The sequence below is a fragment of the Kribbella sp. NBC_01245 genome (assembly GCF_036226525.1).
Classification (GTDB): domain Bacteria; phylum Actinomycetota; class Actinomycetes; order Propionibacteriales; family Kribbellaceae; genus Kribbella.
Genome location: NZ_CP108487.1, coordinates 2467151 through 2485589 on the forward strand (window position 1 = coordinate 2467151; position 18439 = coordinate 2485589).

Consider the following 18439-nt stretch of genomic DNA (forward strand, 5'->3'; position numbering starts at 1 on the left):
CAGCTACCGGTTCTCCCGACTGTGGGGATGTCGCTCTTCGCAACACCTCGCATCTGCGTGCTTGCCCAGCTGCCGCTCTGGCATCACCGTCGCTTGGACCGCTCCTGCATGATCCGCTTCAGGTCTTCATACGCCTCGCTCGGCGTCATGCCTGCACCCATCTCTTGTGAGTGCTCGGCGTAGTAGCGGCCCGCCAAGAGGTCGCCTGCATCCCAGTCGATCGGGAGCGCGTCCGGATGGTTCGGGAACGCAAGCCAAGGTCCCGGCTCATACGTCCCCCCGTAACGAGCCGGAACGATCGTCACCGGCCAGATCTCTTCGCTCACCGCACCCACCGCTTTCCGTACACGTGACCATTCTGCTGCTCCTGCAACGGAAACGCACTCACCGTCAACTCGCCAGTGCGCGGCCCCTGGAGACCCCGACGAAAGCCCGGAGTTCGGTGGGCACCCGTCCCCCTGAGTGGTCGCCATGGTCAGGCCGGAGCGGTCCGCGTCAAGGGCTTCATCGCCTAGCGGCGACGCTGACGCGCCCTTGACCCGGCCCGCTCCGGCCAAGTACGGCGGGCTATCAGGGGGACGGGTGAAGTCTGGCCGTTTGCTACACGCCTTGCCGCTCGCTACCGGTTTGCCGCGCAGGGATGCCGGCGGTGTCGCTTCCTACCCGGACTGGACGTTTTCCGGCCGCGAAAACGTCCTGGGCTTGCCCCGATGAGTGGACACCTTCGCTAGCGGGATCGTTGATCTCCCGGGAAGGATGTCGTTATGGGTAGACGCAGGATGTACACGCCGGAGTATCGTCGGGAGGCTGCCCGGCTGGTGATTGATTCGGGTCGGCCGATCGCTCAGGTGGCCCGTGAGCTTGGTCTGGGTGCGCAGATGCTTGGCCGTTGGGTCGCTGAAGAGCGGGGCGGTGATGGGACGGGCGAGACTGAGACCAGCAGTGCGGGGCCAAGCGCGCTGGACGTGAACGAGCGGGCCGAGCTGGCGCGGCTGCGCAAGGAGAACTCGGAGTTGAAGAAGGACCGGGAGTTCCTGAAAAAAGCAGCGGCCTTCTTCGCCTCCGACAAGAACCGGTAGATGCCTACCAGCTCATCGAGGCGCAGAAGGCCACCTTCCCCATCACCCGGATGTGTGCGTTGCTGAACGTGTCGAGGTCAGGGTTCTACGCCTGGCACCAGCGCGAACAGGCCGGTCCAGGGCCACGCGAGCAGCGCCGCGAACAGATCACGGCCCACGTCGTGCAGGCCCATGCCGATTCCGACGGGGTCTACGGGGCACCACGGATCACCGCCGAACTCCGCGCAGCGCAGGTGACAGTGACGCGCAAAACCGTCGCGAAAACCATGGCGGCACTGGGATTGCAGGGCATCTCACCGCGCCCGTTCAAGATCACCACCATGCCCGACCACGACCCGGTCCCACACCCGGATCTGGTGAACCGGGTCTTCGATGCCGGCCGGCTGGACCGGGTCTGGATCTCCGACATCACCTACCTGCACACCCAGCAAGGCTGGCTCTACCTCGCGGTCGTGCGCGACGCCTGCTCACGCCGGGCACTGGGCTGGGCCATCGAGAACCACCTGCACACCGACCTGGTCCAGGCCGCCCTGGCCATGGCCATCAAACAACGCGGCGGGCACCTACCGAACCAGGTCGTGTTCCACGCCGACCGCGGCACCCAATACACCTCAACCCAGATCAGCAAGTTCGCCACCGCGAACAACCTGGCCTGCTCGGTCGGGCGCACCGGCGTCTGCTGGGACAACGCCATGGCCGAATCGTTCTTCGCGACCCTGAAAGTCGAGTTCTACTACCGCCACACCTGGACCACCCACACCCAGGCCAAACAAGCCGTCAGCAGCTGGATCGAGCACGTCTACAACCGCCGCCGCCGACACTCCGCCCTCGCCATGACCAGCCCCATACAATTCGAACTCACACACCACCACCCCACGGCCACCAAAGCCGCTTAACCCGGTGTCCACCACCCGGGGGCAAGCCCAGTCCGGCCTGGTGGGGAAGCTGCGTATGCGGCCCTCGATGTGCGTCGAGTCGTGGATTGTGGCGCGGGTAAGCGCTTGTCCCCTGAAGTCCTGGGTTCCGGCACCGAATAAACAGCCCGGAACCCAGAATCTCAGACGTTAACCCCCAAGATCCCGGGTTAGCCCCTCCGATCACGGGTCTAACCCATCACCGTGGGGGTTAACCCCCGCGAATCGCGAGACGCCGACCAAATCGGGAGGCGCCCCTCCACATAGCGAAGCGCTGCCCCACATCGGGATGCGCCGCACTTATTCCGGGGGTCGGCACCCGGAATGGGGGGTCGACCCTCCAAATCTGGCGAGTCCACTCCCCATTCCGAGGGTCGACCCCCGGAATAGGGAGTGCCGCTGGTACCGATGGGAGACGCGGGCGGGGTGGGCTGCGCTGGTGGGCGCATAAGGAGGCACCTCGTGGGAGGGGTGCCCACAACACTCGCCATTTCGTGAGCGGAAGGCGCGTAGGAAATTCGTGAACGGGAGACGCGTAGCAAGTGGACGGGAGGCGTGTGGCAAACGGGCAGACCTCACCCGTCCCCCTGATAGCCCGCTGCCTTTGGTGGACCCGGGTCGGGTCAAGGGCGCGTTAGCGTCGGCGGTAGCCGATGGAACCCTTGACGCGGCCCGGGTCCACCTGACAATTCGCAAGAACTCAGGGGGACGGGTGCAACCAACACCACCCGCACAAAGACCCCACCGACTACCCCAACCGACCACCGACTACCGACTACCAGCTAAGCGGGACCTTCGGCGACGCTGCACCAGTCGGCGGGACGCCGTACTTCTGCAGCGCGTAGCTAGTCACATCCCGGAAGACAGGCCCACCCTGCAGGCCGCCGCTGCGGCCGTTGGTCGGGTTTTGCAGGACCACGTACGTCGCGAAGCGGGGCTTGTCCGCGGGCGCGAAGCCGGCGAACGACGTGGCCCACTTGGTGTAGCCCTTGGCGGGAGCCTTCGGATCCACCTGCTGCGCCGTACCCGTCTTGCCGGCCACGCGATACCCCGGAATCCGCGCCAGATCCGCCGTACCGCCCTCGCCCGTGACGGCCTCCATCATCGTCGTCACCTGGCGAGCCGCGTCCTCGCTCACCACGCGGCGCGACGGGTCGGACTCGGCCGGAGTGGCCACGCCATTGGCGTCGATGAAGTCCTTCACCAACTTCGGCGGCACGTACGTTCCACCATTGGCGATGCTGTTCACCATTGCCGCCATCTGTACGGCAGACGCGGACAACCCCTGCCCAAACGCCACGTTCGACCGCGACAACTCGCTCCACTCATCCCCCGGAGGCAGCCGCCCCTTGCTCTCACCCGGGAACCCAATCCCAGTCGGCTCCCCAAACCCGAACTTATGCAGGTAGTCGACGAACTGCGCCTTCGGCATGGTCTGCGCGGCCATGATCGTGCCGACGTTCGACGACTTCGCCATCACGCCGGCCATCGTCAGCTTCAACGTCCCGTGGTCCCAGTGGTCCTTCACCCGCACACCATTGACCGGGTAGACCCCAGGCACGCTCAGCTTGGTGTCGAGCGAGATCAGCCCGGCGTCGGCCAGCGCGGCCAGTGTCGCGACCTTCTGCACGCTGCCCGGTTCGTAGGTCTGCTCGAGCGCGCGGTTCGTCACCGAACCCTTGGCCGCCTTGCCGGGGTTCTCCGGGTCGTACGTCGGATAGTTGGCCATGGCAAGGATCTCGCCGGACTGGACGTCCATCGTGATGACCACGCCGGCTTCGGCCTTGTACTGCTTGACCGCCTGCTCGATCCGCTTCTCCGCGAACCACTGCAGGTCGCGGTCCAGCGTGAGCTGCGCGCTGACGCCCGGCTTCGGCTCGGCGACGGTGTGGTTGGCCAGCGGGATCCGGTTGCCGCGGCCGTCGACCTGGTAGATCGCCTTGCCGTCCTCACCGGACAACTCGGTGTTCAGGCCGTACTCCAGGCCGGCCATCCCCTTGCCCTCGGCACCGACGAAGCCGATCACGTTGGCGGCGATCGTGCCGTTCGGGTGGGTGCGGACCGGGTCCGCGACGGTGTAGAGGCCGACCAGCTTCTTCTCGGTCAGCTCGTCCTTGATCGCCTTCCACACCTTCGGCGTCACCCGGCGCGCGAGGTACTGGAACTTGCTGTTGGGCTTGACCAATCCCTTCAGCAGATCGCTGTACGACGAACCGGGCAGCTTGCGGTGCAGGATCGTCGCGATGTCCCGGGCCTTCTTCCGCGTCTGCGACGGGTCGGCCGTGACCGCGACGGCGTCCTCCGAAACCGACAAGGGCACGCCGTTGCGGTCGAGGATGGCACCACGCGACGCGTGCAGGATGTACGACTTGGCGCTCTCGCGGGACGCGGCCAGCTTGTACGAGTCGGGATCGACGCCCTGCAACATGATCAGGCGTCCCGCGAACAACGACAGCACGAACGCCATCACGCCGAACGTCACCCGCAACCGCACGGCCGGACGCCCGAGCCGCAACGTCATCGGCGGCTTCTTCGGGCGCGGCTTACGCGGCGGACGGGTCGGCCCGCGCCCACGCGACGACGCGGGCCTCTTGGAAGCAGCAGTCTTCTTGGCCGGTGCCTTCTTTACTGCAGCCTTCTTGGACGCACCAGACTTACCAGCCTTCGCAGCGGCTTTAGCCCGCCTCTCGGCTAGTACCTTCCGCTCCGCGGCAGTACGCGTAGTAGGTCGCTGACCCGGCTCAGCCTTCTTCCGCGGCTTCGCATCACTTGCAGCCCGAGTACGACGTACATCATCTGCAGGCCGCTTCCGCGGCTTAGAAGACTTGGAAGACTTAGGAGACTTAGAAGTATCGCTACGGCCACCCTCCGTAGCGGCCGAACGACGCGACGAGCCCTGACGCGGCCCCGACGAAGAGCCCTTGCGCGGAGCCCCACGGCGCGGGTCGCCCCGGCCCTGCGGGTCGCGGGCGCTCCGCTTGCGTGGCGGCTCGTCCGAACCTCGTCGTTCGGTCATCCAGTCATCCCCCGTTGGAAGTTGTCGTCCTCGCTGCCTGGTTCTGCTGGCCATTCGGCTTGATGGGCGGCTTGGTGGTCTGGTTCACCGGCGTCGAGGGCTGGATGATCTGCTGCGTCGGCTGCACCCCCGGCCGGTCGATCGGCTTGACCGGCGGCAGCTGGACGAACATCTGCGTCCCGGTACCGGCCTTGCCCTCCGCGGGCACGCCGAGCACCTTGCCGTCGGACAGGCGCAGGAACACCGGGTTCGGGTTCGGCACCATGCCCATTCGCAGCGCGCGATCGGCCAGGTTCTGCGGGGACTCCAGCGTGCGGACCTGGCGCTCCAGGGCCTCCTGGTTGTCCCGCAACTGGCTGGTCTCGGCCTGCAGGCTGGTGATCTGGAACGTGCCGCGCTGCAACTCGGTGTTGAGCAGCAGCAGGCCGATCAGGCCTCCCGCCAGCAACGCCACCACGAACAGCACGAACGGCATCCGCGGCGGCCGGAACGGCGCACCGTGCACCACCCTCAGCCGTGGCGGCGTCTTGGTCTTTGGCGCGGGCTTTCCGACACCCGGCTGCAGGTTCGCCACGCGGGCGCGGGCCTGGCTGAAGACTGTGCTCATCAGGCCACCAGTCCTCTCGTCCGGATCCGCTCGGCCGCCCGCACCCGCACGGACGCGGAGCGAGGGTTGGCCTCGAGTTCTTCTTCGGTAGGCCGCTCAGCCCCACGGGTGAGCAGCTTCAGGTACGGCTCGTGTCCGGCCGGGATCACCGGCAGGTCATCAGGTACGTCGCTACGCGTGCCGACCGCCAGCGTCTGCTTGGTGATGCGGTCTTCCAGCGAGTGGTAGCTCATCACCACGATCCGGCCGTGCAGCGCGAGCGCCTCGATGGCGGCCGGCAGCGCGCGCCGCAGCACCTCCAGCTCGCCGTTCACCTCGATCCGCAACGCCTGGAACGTGCGCTTGGCCGGGTGTCCACCGGTCCGTCGCGTCGCCGCGGGAATGGCCGATCGCACCAGCTCGGAAAGACGCGCGCTGGTGGTGAACGGTTCCTCTTCGCGAGCGGCGACGATCCGGTCCACGATCCGGCGGGCGAACTTCTCCTCGCCGTACTGGTAGAGGATCCGCGCCAGGTCGGCCGGGCTGTAAGTGTTGAGGACGTCCGCCGCGGTGATGCCGGTGGTGTCGTCCATCCGCATGTCCAGCGGCGCGTCCTGCGCATAGGCGAAACCGCGCTCGGCCTCGTCCAGCTGCATCGAGGAAACGCCCAGGTCGAAGAGGATGCCGTCGATCGCGTCGATACCGAGGTCGTCGAGCACGCGTGGCAGTTCGTCGTACACCGCGTGCACGAGGTCGACTCGTTCGCCGTACGGCGCGAGGCGCTCACCGGCCAGGCGGAGTGCGTTGTGGTCGCGGTCCAGCCCGATCAGGCGGGCCTCGGGGCACGCGTTCAGGATGGCCTCGGAATGTCCGCCGAGTCCGAGCGTGGCGTCGACGACAACGGCACCGGGCTTGGTCAGTGCGGGAGCCAGCAGCGCGATGATCCGGTCCACCATCACGGGCACGTGGCTAGGCGGCTGAGCTGACATGTCAGCCCACCCGTCCCGGCACGGTCCCGCACTCAGTGAACATCTCGACCCTTCCATAGCCGCAAAGGCGACCCTGCCCCCGCGGGTTTGACACTGCTGGTGTTGCGGTACGACGTGTGCTGCGTGCGTGGACTCCTGTGTACGCCCCGGGCGGGGAGCCGAAAGGCCGGGCCGTCGTCCGGCCAGATCGCGGGTACGTCTTCCGGGGAAGTACCTCTTCCACTGGCACCGGGGAAGTGATGCCAGTGGGCGGAGGTCGGAAGTCGGACCCGTGATCTCGCCGGACGAAGACGTCCGGACCCATCACGGTTTGGCTCAGAAGATGCCGGGCAGGACCTCCTCGGACAGGTCGGCGAATGCCTGCTCCTGCTCCGCGGAGTACCGATTCCAGCTCTCCGTGTTCCAGATCTCCACCCTGTTCATCGCCCCGATGACGACACACTCGCGATCCAGTCCTGCGTAATCGCGGAGCATCGGCGGGATGGTGACCCGGCCCTGCTTGTCCGGCACCTCGTTGGAGGCCCCGGCGAACAACATCCGCAGATAGTCCCGCGCACCCTTGTTGGTGATCGGCGCCTGCTTCAGTTGCTCGGTCAGTTGAACGAACTCCGCTTCGGGCCAGACAGTGAGCGATCGCTCCTGCCCGCGGGTTAGCACGAGGCCTTCGGCAAGTTCGTCCCGGAACTTCGCCGGCAGAAACAGCCGCCCCTTGTCGTCGAGCTTGGGGAAGTGAGTTCCGAGGAACATCGCTCCACCTCCCCGTTGCGGTGACCCGACTCAGGTTGAGCTTTTTCCACCATTGCAGTACCACTGCGCTCCACCATACTCCACTTTGCCCCACCGTCAACCAACTTCACCCCGTTTCGCTCCCCGCGCGCCGCGCCCGCCGTTGGCTCTGGAATGAGCCGGGAAACGGTCCGCGCCGACGCGATGACTGTCGGTACCGAACCCGGCCGCCGATGGTCACAGCGGGTTCCCAGCGGAGCCACATTCGGCTGGCAGCGGACGGGCTGGTGTCGGACCCGTACGCTTGAAGGAACGGCCTGCGCACGCTCGGTCTGGGGACGGTCACGGCACTGAGCCGAACTTCGGGGCCCCTCCCGGCGTCGGAGTAACGAATCGGTCCTCGCTCTCCCCGCGCCCCTGTGGGCAGGTGAGAATGAGGCGGCTGACAATCGATCCCAGGAGGACCCAGGGTGAGCACCACCGCAACGAGCTCGGCATCGGACTTCCAGGAGCTCACGGATGTGGCGAAGCGGGTCCGCGCCGCCATAGAAGAGGTCATCGAGGGCAAACCCGACGTGGTCGAGACGGCGGTCACCGTGCTGCTGGCCGAGGGTCACCTGCTGATCGAGGACGTGCCGGGCGTCGGTAAAACCATGCTGGCCAAGGCACTGGCCCGGTCGATCGACTGCACCGTCCGCCGGATCCAGTTCACCCCCGACCTGTTGCCGTCGGACATCACCGGCGTGTCGGTCTTCAACCAGGAGATCCGCGACTTCGAGTTCAAGCCCGGCGCCGTCTTCGCGAACATCGTCGTCGGCGACGAGATCAACCGTGCCTCGCCGAAGACCCAGGCCGCGCTGCTGGAATGTATGGAAGAGCGCCAGGTCACCGTCGACACCACGACGTACCACCTGGAAGCGCCGTTCATGGTGGTCGCCACCCAGAACCCGATCGAGATGGAGGGCACCTACCCGTTGCCCGAGGCGCAGCGCGACCGGTTCATGGCCCGTGTCTCGATGGGTTACCCATCGCCGATCGCCGAGCTGGCCATGCTCGAGGGGCACGCCGCCGCCGAACCGCTGGACTCGCTGCAGCCCGTGACCGACGGCGAGCAGATCGCCCGGCTGGTGCAGACCGTTCACACCGTGCACGTCTCCGAGGCCGTCAAGGAGTACGCCGTGGCGCTCGTCGGGGCGACCCGTCGTTCGCAGGAGCTGCGCCTCGGCGCCAGCCCGCGCGCCACGCTGCACCTGGTTCGCGCCGCTCGCGCCGCCGCTGCCCTCGACGCCCGCGAGTTCGTTTTGCCGGATGACCTGCAGCAACTCGCCGTACCGGTGCTGGCGCATCGGGTCCTGCCCGCGGCCGAGGCACACCTCGGTGGGCGTGGCGCCGAGGACATCATCGCCGGTCTGGTCGCGTCCGTACCGCTGCCGCGCAACCGCCGGGACTGACGATGCGGCAAGCCCTTCGAGGACTCACCACCCGAGGGCGCGCGTTCGTCGCGGCCGGCGGGACGGCGTCGTTGTGCGCCTTGTTGTTAGGACAGAAGGACCTGCTCCGGGTCGGCATCCTGCTGATCGCGCTGCCGCTGGTGGCCGCGCTCGTCGTCGGTCGCACCCGGTTGCGCCTGCAGGTTCGGCGCAGCCTGGCGCCGGACCAGGTCCCGGTCGGTACGACGGCCACGGTGGAGCTTGCCCTGAGCAACCAAGGCCGCATGCCCGCCGGACTGCTACTACTCGAGGACCGCATCCCGTACGTGCTCGGGCACCGGCCGCGTTTCGTCGTCGACCGCGTCAGCCCGAACTGGAAACGCGTAGTCACGTATACGGTCAAGTCCGACGTGCGCGGGCTGTACCAAGTCGGCCCGCTGATGCTCACGGTGGCGGACCCGTTCGGCCTGGTCGAGACGAGCCGCACCTTCGCGCGAAGCCAGCACCTGTTGGTCACGCCTCGCGTCCACAAACTTCCCGCCGTACGGCTTGGCACTGATCGGGCCGGATCCGGCGAGAACCGGCCGCGCGCGATCGCGGCTGCCGGCGAGGAGGACGCGACCGTTCGCGAGTACCGCGACGGTGACGACCTGCGCCGGGTGCACTGGCGCTCGACCGCGCGACGGGGTTCGCTGATGGTGCGCCGGGAGGAACAGCCCTGGCAGAGCCGCTGCTCGATCTTCATCGACGCGCGTACCGGTTCGCATCACGGTCACGGCCCGTCGTCCAGCCTCGAATGGGCTGTCACCGCGGCCGCCTCGATCGGCCAGGACGTGATCCGCCGCGGCTACGTCACCACCATGCTCGGTGGGCCGACCACCATCGCCGCCATCACCCGACGGTCGTCGGCCGCGGTGCATCAACCGCTCAGCCCGCAGGCGTTGCTGACCGAGTGCGCGACCGTCGAAGAGCATCGCTATGCGGAGATCTCGCCGCTGCTGACCGTCGACCGGCAAGCCCAGGATCCGAGTCTGGTCGTCGCCATCGTCGGTATCTGCAACCGCGAGGACATCACCGCGCTGAACCGCTGGCGTACCGGCCAGGCCACTGGGATCGCGTTGCTGATCGACGCGGCCAGCTGGATCGGCGAGCTCGACGGCACCGACAAGGCCGCGCGACTGCGGTCTCGGACGGACGCCACTGAACAAGAACTGCGTCGCAGCGGCTGGCGGGTCGCCCGCATCCAGCGCGGCGATCACCTGCCGACGGTCTGGTCGGCGCTCGGACTGAGGAGCGGACGGATCGCATGACCGGACATGTCAGGATCTCGATCGCGGCCTGGGGCGCGACGATTCTCGGCTCGATCGTGCTCGTGCCGGTGTTCGCCGGGCCGTTCCTGTTCATCAGCGCCTTCATCTGCGCGATCGTGACCGGCACCGGCATCCTGCTGCAGACCTGGCGCATCCCGAGATACGTCGTGCCGGTGGTGCAGCTGGCGGTGCTGATCGAGCTGATCTCGATGATGTTCCTGCGCTCCACGCTGAAGTTCGGCCTGATCCCGTGGCGCGACACGCTGATCGCCTACAACGACCAGCTGGTCCGCGCGATGGACGCGATCAACCGCTTCAGCGCACCCCTGCCGCCGGACAGCCACCTGACCGTGTTCGCCGCCTCGGTGATCGCCGGGACCGGGCTGCTGATCCACGTGATCGCGGTCCAGATGCGGCAGGCGGCCTGGGCTGGGCTGCTGCTCCTGATGATGTACACCGTGCCGGCCGCGACCGTGCACGGCGGACTGCCCGCCATCTTGTTCGTCCCGCCTGCCGTCGGTTACATCGTGCTGCTGTCCGCGGAGGGTCGTTCCCGGCTCAGCCGCTGGGGCCGTCGCATCTCCGGCGTCACCCAGCTGGACGGCACCGAGCCGGTCGAGGCCTCGGCCCTCGGCCAGGCCGGCCGGCGAATCGGCCTGAGCGTGGTGGCTCTGGCCGTGGTGCTGCCCGCGCTGCTGCCCGCATTGCCCGAGGGTGTGGTCGGTAACGGCCTGCAGGGTGGCGGCGGTAGCGGCCTCGGCGCCTCGATCACGCCCGGCGACACGATGCTCGACATGGGCAAGAACCTCCGCCGCGGCGACAACCTCGAGGCGATCACCTACACCGGCCCCGCGACGTACCTGCGGCTCACGTCGCTCGATCTCTTCAACGGGCGGAGTTGGCAGATGTCGACGCCGCCACCCGGCACCCGCATCGAGGGCGCGCTGAGCCGGCCGCCGGGTCTGAACAAGGACCTGTCGACCGTTGCGGTCAACCGCTACAAGATCGACGTCAACCGCAACCTGCGCACCGCCTTCGCCCCCGCGCCGTACCCGGTGCAATCGGTGAACCTCGGCAACAAATGGCAGTACGACCAGTCCATGCTCACCATCACGTCGGCCAACAGCCGCACCGCCGCCGGTATCAAGTACGAGCTCACGGCGTACGACGTGAATCCGACCGAAGCGGAGTTGCGCAGTGCCAACACCGTGAACGAGCCGGACCAGTTCACCAGCGAGGTCCCGGCCAGCACTCCGCCCAGGATCAGGAACCTCGCCCGCGACATCACCAAGGCGGCCAAGGGCAACAACTACGAAGAGGCCGCGCTACTGCAGGCGTACTTCCGCGACCCGGCCAACTTCACCTACAGCCTGAACGCCGATCGGCGCAGCGGGATGAACGCCATCGTCGACTTCCTGTTCAGCAGCCGTGAGGGCTATTGCGAGCAGTTCGCGACCGCGATGGCGCTGATGGCCCGCACACTCGACATCCCGTCCCGGGTCGGCGTCGGCTTCCTGCCGGGTACGCCGATCAAGGGTGGCAAGGCGCACCAGATCAAGATGCACGACCTGCACGCGTGGCCCGAGTTGTACTTCGAGGGCAGCGGCTGGGTCCGGTTCGAGCCGACCCCGGCACAGCGCATCGCGACGCCGCCGGCGTGGTCGATGTCGAACGACGATCCCGTCGATGAGCCGACGCCGACGAGCGCGCCCACCAGCACGCCGACCACGACGCCCACGACCAACCCCGATGACCCGCTAAACCCGGGGCGGAACTTCCCGGACGAGAAGGGTGCCGCCGGCGGCACGACCAGCACCAACTGGTGGAACAGCGGCGGCTCGACGGTCGTGGTCAGCGTCGTCGGGATCCTCTTGCTGCTCTGCGTCCCGTGGCTCATCCGGACGTTGACGCGGCGGCGGCGCTTCCTCCGTCCGCCTGGCAGGCCTAGTGCCGAAGGGCTGTGGGCCGAGGTGCGCGACACGAGCCGGGATATCGGGCTCGACTGGTCCGATACTGCTACGCCGCGCCAGCTTGGCGACTGGCTGAGCGAGCACCTTCCTGAGTCGAGCCACCCGGCGGTCATCCGCCTGGCGCGAGGTGTCGAGGCGGTTCGGTACGCCGGCGTCGCCTTCACGGACGTCGATTTGCGGGAAGAGGCGGAAGAGGTCCGCAAGGCCCTCTGGTCAACCGCGAAGTGGACCCGGCGTTGGCGAGCCCGCCTGCTGCCGCCGTCCTGGCGCTGGTACCTCAACCGAGGCAGCGCCGAAGCCAGCGACCTCCTAGACGAGTTCGACCTGGCCCTAGCCCGCCTCCGCACCACCCTCCTCCCCCGCCGAGGCCGCCACACCACCCCCTAACGGCACCACCTATGCACTGATGGGCACCACTTATGCACTGAGGGCACCACTTATGCACTGCGTCGATTCGTCTGGATTCGACCGCTTCCGCGGCGGGCCACCTTGGTCAGCTCGGGTCCGCGGGCGAATCCTGACGAATCGTCGCTAATCCAGCACCACGAATGGCTATTCCCGGGGATCCGGGTGGGGCGTGGTTTTTGGCAGGCGATTAGCGTCGATTGGTCAGGATTTGCCCGCGGACCGTTGGTGACCGAACTGGCCCGCCGCTGGAGCGGGCAAATCCAGACCAATCGACGCAGGGCTGAGGGGGTGCGGTGCCGCGAGCCACATGCCGGCGTTGCCCTGGCGTGGGTGCCACATCCCGGTGGGTGGGATGTGGCTGGGGAGGGGTGGTTAGAGGTCTTCGTCGCGGCGGCGGCGCCAGCGATCTTCCATCCGCTCCATGAAGCTGCCGGACGAGTCGTGCTTGGTCCGGCCGCGCTTCGATGGCGGCGGCATTGGCGGGGGTGCGTCATCCGAGTCACCCGCGTTGCTGATGCGGCGCATGCTCAGTGCAGCGACGTACAAGCAGGCGACCATGACCACGAAGCCGATGACTCCGATGATCGTGTTGGGCAGGATGGCGCCGGTCATCAATATCACGATGCCCAGCACGAATCCCGCACCGGCGAGCACGGCTCGACGCTTGTAGTACAAGCGCACGTTGGTCCCCCGCATGGCGGAGACGAACTTCGGGTCTTCCGCTGCGAGAGCCCGTTCGAGCTGCTCGAACTGGCGCTGCTCTTCTTCCGAGAGGGGCACCGTCGATCCCTCCATGATGAGCGCGATCTCGATAGGCCAAGTCCAGTCTAGGCCGCCGGTGACGTACACGAAACCCTGACGCCCTTCCCGCGCGTCACGGTCCGGCAACTCCCCCGACCACCAGACCCAGATCATGACACGCCGAAGGTTCGCGGGGTAGTCGTCTCCAGCGACCGATTCCCACGGTACCGGTTTCGGCGGCCGCGCCAAACGGTGGCCGAATGTGGTCGGTTCGTGTCGTTCGGTGGCCGACCTCTTGCGCACGGACTGGCCCGGCAGGCACCCTGTTCCGGGGAAATGGCGTCGTGCGCGAAATTCCAGGGGGTTGCGGCGCCTGGTTCAAGGGGGAATCAACCATGCAGCAAAGACCTGCCCATGCCCGGATTCAGCTCGCGGCGGCAGTCCTGCCGATCGCCTTGCTGACGTCGGCACTATCCGCGGGAGCGGCACTCGCCGCACCCCAGAGCACAGCTCGAACCACGTCACAGGCCACGTCAACGCCGGCGGCCCAGGCATACGGCCCGGTCGCGGCAGCGAAGAGCCACGACGGGTTACCCGATCTGGACCGGCGTACGGCCGGGAAAGTGGCACCAATCACAGCCGAACAGACCCGCGAGGCCGCCTCTTTGGGCGACCAGATCGAGGTCGGCTGGTCCGAGTTCGGTACGCCGCGCTCGCTGCGGTCGCGAACCGGCACGCTGACCGGCCCGAGCAAGGCCGCTCCGGACACGATCGCGCGGGGCTTCCTGGCCGATCACGCGGACCTGTTCAAACAGGACGCCGCCGGGCTGGCCGGCTTCCGGCTGACCATGCAGGACCAGGACAGCAGCGGCGCCACCTTCCTGCGGTACAAGCAGTCCCAGGACGGCGTCGACGTGCACGGCTCGTCCCTGCTCGTCGTACTCGATAGCGAAGAGCGCATCATCCTCGTCGGCGGAACCGTCGCGCCAAGCGCCGACGTACCCGCGCAGAAGCTCTCCGCCGACGCCGCGGTCGCGAAGGCCGTTGCCGACGTGAGCCCGCGGCAGGCGAAGGCTGCGCCGCGCCGGCTGGGCACCAACCGGGGTACGACGACGTTCGCGAACACCTACGCCGTACCGGATATGAAGGACGCGGACCCGGTCAAGGCCGAGCTCGTCGCGGTGCCGACCGCCAACGGCAATCGCACGGCCTGGCGAGTGATGACGGAGGTCGCGAGCAACGCCGAGTACGAGTCGCTGGTGGATGCGAACACCGGCGAGGTCATCTTCCGCAAGAACCAGTGGTTCAACGAAGGACCACACGGTCTCGTGCACACCGGCGACGACCCGGAAGCGGGCGGCCAGGTCGCGGACGTGCCGTTCACGGGCGTCGACGGCTCGTGGGTCGCGGGTGAGACCACCGCGGGCAACAACACCAACACCTTCCAGGACCTGTTCGACGACGAGACGCCGCACGCGGCCGACCAGCCCGACACAGATCCGGCGCCGAACCAGCACTTCGACTACACGTGGACCGACACGTGGGGCCTCAACGGCGTACTGCCGACGACCGGGGCCAGCCGGGACGCTGTGGTGACGCAGCTCTTCTACTACACGAACTGGTACCACGACTACTCGTACAACCTGGGCTTCACCGAGACCGCCCGGAACTTCCAGGAGGACAACTTCGGCCGCGGTGGCACCGGTAGCGACGGCGTGTCCGCGGAGGCCGACGACAGCTATGGCGACGGCACCAGCAAGCTCTGCACCGACAGCGCCAACACCCCGATCGTCTGCCGGAACAACGCGAACTTCAACGCGAACGGTGCCGACGGCACCAACCCGCGGATGCAGATGTACGTCGGCGACGACAACGGCCGTCGCACGCAGCGCGCGATGAACCGCGACACGGTCATCCACGAGTACACCCACGGCATCACCGGCCGGATCATCAGCGACGGCAACCTGGACGGCAGCGACGTCCAGTCCGGCGCACTCGGCGAGGGCTGGAGCGACGCGTTCGCGACCTCGATCAACAACGACCCGGTCTACGGCGAATACAACAACGGCAACTACACCACCGGTATTCGCGGTGTTGCCTACGACTCCGACAACCTCGAGTACGGCGACCTGTGCGACGACGGTTGCCAGGTGCACAACGACGGCCGGATCTGGGCTATGGCGATGTGGGAGGAACGGGCCGCGCTGATCCAGAAGTACGGCGCCGCCACCGGTAAGGCGATGCACGAGAAGCTGCTGATGCTCGGCCTCAAGAACACGGTCGACACCCCGAGCTTCCACGACGCGCGGACCGGTTACCTGGTGGCCGACCAGGTCAACCCGGGACCGGACAACCAGTGCCTGATCTGGCGGGTCTTCGCCGACAACGAGCTGGGCGTGACCGCCGGGCCCGACGCGGACGACGACTCCACGCCGACGGTCAGCACGGCCACGCCGGCGACGTGCCGGCCGACGGCCACGATCGCCGCACCGCCGACCTTGCCCGAGGGCAGCGTCGTCGGGTTCAACGGCACGGGTAGCACCGTCGCGGGCGACGCCGGCGACTCGCTCGCCTACGCGTGGGACCTGGACAACGACGGGCAGTTCGACGATTCGACCAGTGCCACGCCTGCCTGGACCTTCGGCGACAACGGCACGTACACCGTCCGCCTGCGGGTGACGAACACCGCGGGTTACACGCACACCACCAGCCGCTCAGTCACGGTCACGAACGCCCTCCCGGTCGTCACGATCGACCCCAACCAGCTCGCGACCGCCATCGAGAACAACTCGCTGACGGTCAAGGCGACCTACACCGACCCGGGATGGCTCGACACCTTCACGGCCTCGGTGAACCCGGGCTCGCCGTACCTGCCCGTCGTTCCGGCAGCCGTGGCGGCCAACCCCACCGCTCCCCCGGCGCCTGCCACCGGCCAGGTGCAGGCATCGATCACCTATGGGGACAACGGCAGCTACACGTTGTCGGTGAACGTCAGTGATGACGACGGGGGCACAGATTCCGACACGCTCCAGGTGACCGTGTCGAACAAGAACCCGCTGGCCACGATCGACGAGAGCAACGCGATCATGATCAACGGTGTGCCGACGATCTTCGCGGACGCCGGCCAGCCGATCCAGCTGTCGGCAAACGTCACTGATCCCGGTAGCGATGACCTGAGCAGCCAGTGGAACTGGGGCGACGGCAATCTCTCACCGGTGGTCAAGAACCGGGTGAACCCGCCCAACGACGACCCGGCCAACAGTCCGACCGTTCAGCCGCGCAACATCGTGGCGGCCGACACCCACGCCTGGGCGAAGGCCTGCATGTACGACGTGGGGTTCAGCGTGACGGACGACGACGGTGGTGCCGCGGCAGACTCGGTGAAGGTGCTCATCACGGGTCCGCCGAAGAAGAGCCAGGGCAACGGCTACTGGCTGCACCAGTTCGAGGGAATCCTGCTGCCGAAGGACTTCACCAACGCCGAGCTCGACTGCTACCTGAAGGTGACGGGCCATCTGAGCAAGGTGTTCAACGAGACCCGGGACGCGTCGACCCGGGACAAGGCCGGTGACGTACTCACACCGGGTCTGCTCACCTCGACACCCAAGAAGCGGCTGGACACGCAGCTGCTGACGGGCTGGCTCAACTTCGCGAACGGCGGAGTGGAGTACAACGAGGCCGTTGTCGACAGCAACAATAACGGCCAGGTCGACCAGGGCTTCGCCACGGTGATCGCGAATGCCGAAGCCGTACGCAACAACCCGGCCGCGACCGGAGCACAACTCGACAAGCAGGCGAAGATCCTGTCGTGCGTCAACGAGCGCGACTACCTGCTGCCGCCACTGCTCTGCTCGCTGCTGATGTGATTCAAGACCTGACGTGATCCGTCAGGAGATATCGAAGGTGACGCGGTATTCGTGACAAGACGGGCTCGGCGGTGCACAGACCGGCGGGCCCGTCCGCGGATCCCGGGAGATCTCCATGCCGGTGGTGGTGAGCGTCGTCCGGCCGGTTCCGGTCGGACGGATCTCCCACTCCTTCACGCCCATCGGCGCATCCGACATCACCCGCTGTACGTCGAGCATGTCGCCCTTCGGCATGGTCCAGATCAAGTCGTCCGGCAGGACCAAGCGGATCCGGGTCGATAGCCGTACGGCGTACGTGCGGCCGTGATCCCGCAGGGTGAGCGATATCCGCTCGCCGGGCGCGGGCAAGGACGGGGTCGGCGAAACGGGCGGCGTCGGTCGCGGCGAAACCGTCGGCGGCGTGACAGGTGGCGTGGCAGTAGGTGCGGCAGTAGGCGTGCGGCTGGCCGTCGGGATCCCAGGCGTCGGACCGGGCGCGGTGACGCTGACGGTCACGGCCGGACGACCGGACGAGCCATCACCCTGGCATCCCGTGACGCCCAGCATCGTGACGGCGACCGACCCCACCACGAGCGAGACCCTTAAGCCCATGCCTCACGGTACCGCCGGACAACAGGCCGACCCGCGAACGCCGCGAGTGGGCCAACTAAACTAGCGTGGCGAGGATGTGGAGTTGGGGTGCGATGGCGCGGAAGACGGGGTGCTGGCTGGCGGCTCGCTCCAGTTCGGCCAGCGCCTCAGTGGCACCGGGCTCGCTGTCGACGAACGCGGCCGGCACCAGATCCGCGAAGGTGCGAACCCCGTGGATCGTATGCACGAACAATCCCGCCTCATCGAGCAGAGCACAGACGCCCGCCTCATCGAAGCGTCGCGGCATCGGGTCGTTCGGACCCCAGCGGCCGTCGGGATCGTGCAAAGCGGCATGCGCCTCGGTCAGATGCCCGGCCAACGCGCGGGCGAGCACGACCGCATTGCGCTGAGCGACGAGCAGACTGAGCACACCGCCGGGCCGCAGCACCGACGCCATCGCCTGCAAGGCCTGCGCGGGATCGTCGACGACCTCGAGCACTCCGTGACAGAGCAGCGCGTCGGCCTTGCCCTCGCCGGTCAGCGCGGCCAACTCGGTCGCGTCACCCTGCACACCGCGAACGAGATCGCTCACACCCTCGTCGCTGGCACGGCGCTCCAGCGAGGCCAACGCGTCCGGGCTCGGGTCGACCACGGTGACCCGGTGACCTTCGGCCGCGAGCGGCACGGCGAATCCGCCGGTACCACCGCCGAGGTCGACGATGTCCAAACCAGCGGTCGGATCGGTCCGCCCGCTGCCGGCCAGCGCGACCCGAAGGGCCTCGGCGACCAGCACCGTACGCACCGAGCGGCGACGTCGGTCCACCATCCTGCTGC

At 67.5% G+C, this 18439-nt stretch carries 13 protein-coding genes; 5 read left to right on the plus strand and 8 right to left on the minus strand.

Annotation, left to right across the window (positions count from 1 at the left end; translation table 11 throughout):
* Positions 1–83 precede the first annotated feature (83 nt).
* Positions 84–326 carry a hypothetical protein gene (locus tag OG394_RS10880; protein WP_328995031.1) on the minus strand — a complete coding sequence of 81 codons (243 nt, stop codon included), beginning with the start codon at positions 324–326 and terminating at the stop codon, positions 84–86.
* A gap of 438 nt (positions 327–764) precedes the next feature.
* Here OG394_RS10880 and OG394_RS10885 point away from each other — a divergent pair.
* Positions 765–1975, plus strand: a protein-coding gene (locus tag OG394_RS10885; RefSeq protein ID WP_328995032.1) for an IS3 family transposase whose coding sequence is annotated in 2 segments (ribosomal slippage) — positions 765–1038 and positions 1038–1975 — 1212 coding nt in all. Because the reading frame shifts where the segments join, the coding sequence is not laid out codon by codon here.
* A gap of 793 nt (positions 1976–2768) precedes the next feature.
* Here OG394_RS10885 and OG394_RS10890 read toward each other — a convergent pair.
* The 4 genes from OG394_RS10890 to mraZ form a co-directional block, all read right to left on the minus strand.
* Entirely contained in the window at positions 2769–4514 is a 1746-nt protein-coding gene (locus tag OG394_RS10890) for a peptidoglycan D,D-transpeptidase FtsI family protein (RefSeq protein ID WP_328995034.1), read from the minus strand.
* A gap of 499 nt (positions 4515–5013) precedes the next feature.
* Positions 5014–5616, minus strand: a complete 603-nt coding sequence (locus OG394_RS10895) for a hypothetical protein (RefSeq protein ID WP_328995035.1) — start codon at positions 5614–5616, stop codon at positions 5014–5016.
* Positions 5616–6584, minus strand: coding sequence for a 16S rRNA (cytosine(1402)-N(4))-methyltransferase RsmH (rsmH, locus tag OG394_RS10900; RefSeq protein ID WP_328995037.1), 969 nt, complete (start codon positions 6582–6584; stop codon positions 5616–5618). Before rsmH ends, OG394_RS10895 begins: the two co-directional genes overlap by 1 nt.
* 315 nt (positions 6585–6899) lie before the next feature.
* Positions 6900–7331 carry a division/cell wall cluster transcriptional repressor MraZ gene (mraZ, locus tag OG394_RS10905; RefSeq protein ID WP_328995038.1) on the minus strand — a complete coding sequence of 144 codons (432 nt, stop codon included), beginning with the start codon at positions 7329–7331 and terminating at the stop codon, positions 6900–6902.
* 449 nt (positions 7332–7780) lie between these two features.
* On the opposite strand from mraZ, the gene OG394_RS10910 reads away from it, so the two are divergent.
* From OG394_RS10910 to OG394_RS10920, 3 genes are read left to right on the plus strand one after another with little or no spacing between them, the layout of a single operon-like run.
* Positions 7781–8761, plus strand: a complete 981-nt coding sequence (locus OG394_RS10910) for an AAA family ATPase (protein WP_442914282.1) — start codon at positions 7781–7783, stop codon at positions 8759–8761.
* Positions 8762–8763: 2 nt separating this feature from the next.
* Positions 8764–10050, plus strand: coding sequence for a DUF58 domain-containing protein (locus OG394_RS10915; RefSeq protein WP_328995039.1), 1287 nt, complete (start codon positions 8764–8766; stop codon positions 10048–10050).
* Positions 10047–12407 (plus strand): transglutaminase family protein, encoded by a 2361-nt coding sequence (locus tag OG394_RS10920; protein WP_328995040.1) that lies wholly within the window; start codon positions 10047–10049, stop codon positions 12405–12407. Before OG394_RS10915 ends, OG394_RS10920 begins: the two co-directional genes overlap by 4 nt.
* Before the next feature lie 393 nt (positions 12408–12800).
* On the opposite strand, the gene OG394_RS10925 is transcribed toward OG394_RS10920, so the two are convergent.
* Complete coding sequence (locus OG394_RS10925) at positions 12801–13343, minus strand: DUF3040 domain-containing protein (RefSeq protein ID WP_328995041.1); 543 nt, start codon at positions 13341–13343, stop codon at positions 12801–12803.
* A 221-nt stretch (positions 13344–13564) separates the two neighbouring features.
* On the opposite strand from OG394_RS10925, the gene OG394_RS10930 reads away from it, so the two are divergent.
* On the plus strand, positions 13565–17035 hold the full coding sequence (locus OG394_RS10930) for a M36 family metallopeptidase (RefSeq protein ID WP_328995042.1): 3471 nt from the start codon (positions 13565–13567) through the stop codon (positions 17033–17035).
* 21 nt (positions 17036–17056) lie between these two features.
* Here the strand turns inward: OG394_RS10930 and OG394_RS10935 are convergent, their stop codons facing one another.
* Positions 17057–17605 (minus strand): hypothetical protein, encoded by a 549-nt coding sequence (locus OG394_RS10935; protein WP_328995043.1) that lies wholly within the window; start codon positions 17603–17605, stop codon positions 17057–17059.
* A 76-nt stretch (positions 17606–17681) separates the two neighbouring features.
* On the minus strand, positions 17682–18431 hold the full coding sequence (locus OG394_RS10940; RefSeq protein WP_328995044.1) for a methyltransferase domain-containing protein: 750 nt from the start codon (positions 18429–18431) through the stop codon (positions 17682–17684).
* Between the last annotated feature and the right edge of the window lie 8 nt (positions 18432–18439).

Bases quoted from the DNA above. Each gene is read 5' to 3' on its own strand.
- OG394_RS10890 (WP_328995034.1), bottom strand. From the start codon at position 4,514: ATGACGTTGCGGCTCGGGCGTCCGGCCGTGCGGTTGCGGGTGACGTTC.
- OG394_RS10895 (WP_328995035.1), bottom strand. From the start codon at position 5,616: ATGAGCACAGTCTTCAGCCAGGCCCGCGCCCGCGTGGCGAACCTGCAG.
- rsmH (WP_328995037.1), bottom strand. From the start codon at position 6,584: ATGTCAGCTCAGCCGCCTAGCCACGTGCCCGTGATGGTGGACCGGATC.
- mraZ (WP_328995038.1), bottom strand. From the start codon at position 7,331: ATGTTCCTCGGAACTCACTTCCCCAAGCTCGACGACAAGGGGCGGCTG.
- OG394_RS10915 (WP_328995039.1), top strand. From the start codon at position 8,764: ATGCGGCAAGCCCTTCGAGGACTCACCACCCGAGGGCGCGCGTTCGTC.
- OG394_RS10920 (WP_328995040.1), top strand. From the start codon at position 10,047: ATGACCGGACATGTCAGGATCTCGATCGCGGCCTGGGGCGCGACGATT.
- OG394_RS10925 (WP_328995041.1), bottom strand. From the start codon at position 13,343: ATGATCTGGGTCTGGTGGTCGGGGGAGTTGCCGGACCGTGACGCGCGG.
- OG394_RS10930 (WP_328995042.1), top strand. From the start codon at position 13,565: ATGCAGCAAAGACCTGCCCATGCCCGGATTCAGCTCGCGGCGGCAGTC.
- OG394_RS10940 (WP_328995044.1), bottom strand. From the start codon at position 18,431: ATGGTGGACCGACGTCGCCGCTCGGTGCGTACGGTGCTGGTCGCCGAG.